General features: G+C 68.9%; 1 protein-coding gene and 1 pseudogene. Both read left to right on the top strand.

Going from position 1 to position 1,028, the window contains the following annotated elements; translation table 11 throughout:
* Nucleotides 1–303, top strand: a pseudogene (locus ABD323_RS41615) (serine/threonine protein kinase); the annotation flags it as partial.
* Between the two features lie 367 nt (nt 304–670).
* A partial coding sequence (locus ABD323_RS41610; protein ID WP_486327172.1) for a ribonuclease FAU-1 family protein occupies nt 671–1,028 on the top strand: 358 nt, incomplete at its 3' end.

Genomic DNA, 1,028 nt, shown 5'->3' with positions numbered 1-1,028 from the left:
CCCTCCTTTGGCTCGCCGCCTGCGGCGATGGCGGGTTACAACGCGACCTTCGACCACGGCTGTGTCGGCGCCTGCGACATGCCATTCACCATGACGTGGAGCGCGCAGCCGGACGCGACCCGCTACGACGTCCGGTACGACAATCAGACCAAGAAGGTGAGCGTCGTCTACGCGACCGCAGGTTATAGCTACCACGTCACCGGCCCGTACTCCGGTGACCACGTGTGCATCGCCCTGCGGGCGGCCAACCAGTACGGGGCGTCCGCGTGGACCGAGAGCTACTGCTTCGACGTCCCGTACTGACGTCGGCTTGGTCCCGACGCTGCGACTCCTTCACCCTCTACGGCGGCAACCGGGACTGCCAGGCGTGTGGCCGGGACTGCTCCGTCCCAAATTCGAGTGGAGTTCCCGGTCTCGGGGCCGGGAAGGATCCGGTGGTGACTGACACCGACTTGTTCCAGCCCGGTTCCACGGCGGTGCGCCGCGACGTCCACGCCGGGCGGGTGTGGACCGCGATGCCGCAGCGGGTGATCGCGGACACCGGCCACGTGCTCACCCTGGCCTACTGGCCGGGGATCGAGAGCCTGGCACCGATGTCCTGGATCACCTCCACCCGCACCGGCGACCAGTCCCTGCGCGAGCGGATGCTGACGGAACTGGCGGCCGGCACCTGGGCCGTTACCGCTGGACCGGCACCACCCTGCTGTCGCACTTCCTGGTCGGGGAGTGGTTCTCCGTGCACTGCTTCCAGGACACTTCCGGCGAGCCGCTGCGCTGGTACGTTAACTTCGAGAAACCGTATCTCCGCCGGCAGGGGGTCGGCATCGACACCCTGGACCTGGTCGTCACCCCCGACCTGTCCGGGCCCCACTGGAAGGACCGCGACGAGTACGCGCAGCTGCGCCGCCTCGGTGTGATCGACGACTACCTGCACCGCCAGGTTGAGCGGGCCAAGGGGCGGGCGATCACCATGCTCGACAACCGCACCGGCCCGTTCGCCGGCGGATGGCCGGGGTGGGGCCCGGACC

The organism is Kitasatospora nipponensis (genome assembly GCF_039528135.1).
Lineage (GTDB): Bacteria > Actinomycetota > Actinomycetes > Streptomycetales > Streptomycetaceae > Kitasatospora > Kitasatospora nipponensis.
This window is presented reverse-complemented; position numbering and strand designations above follow the sequence as displayed.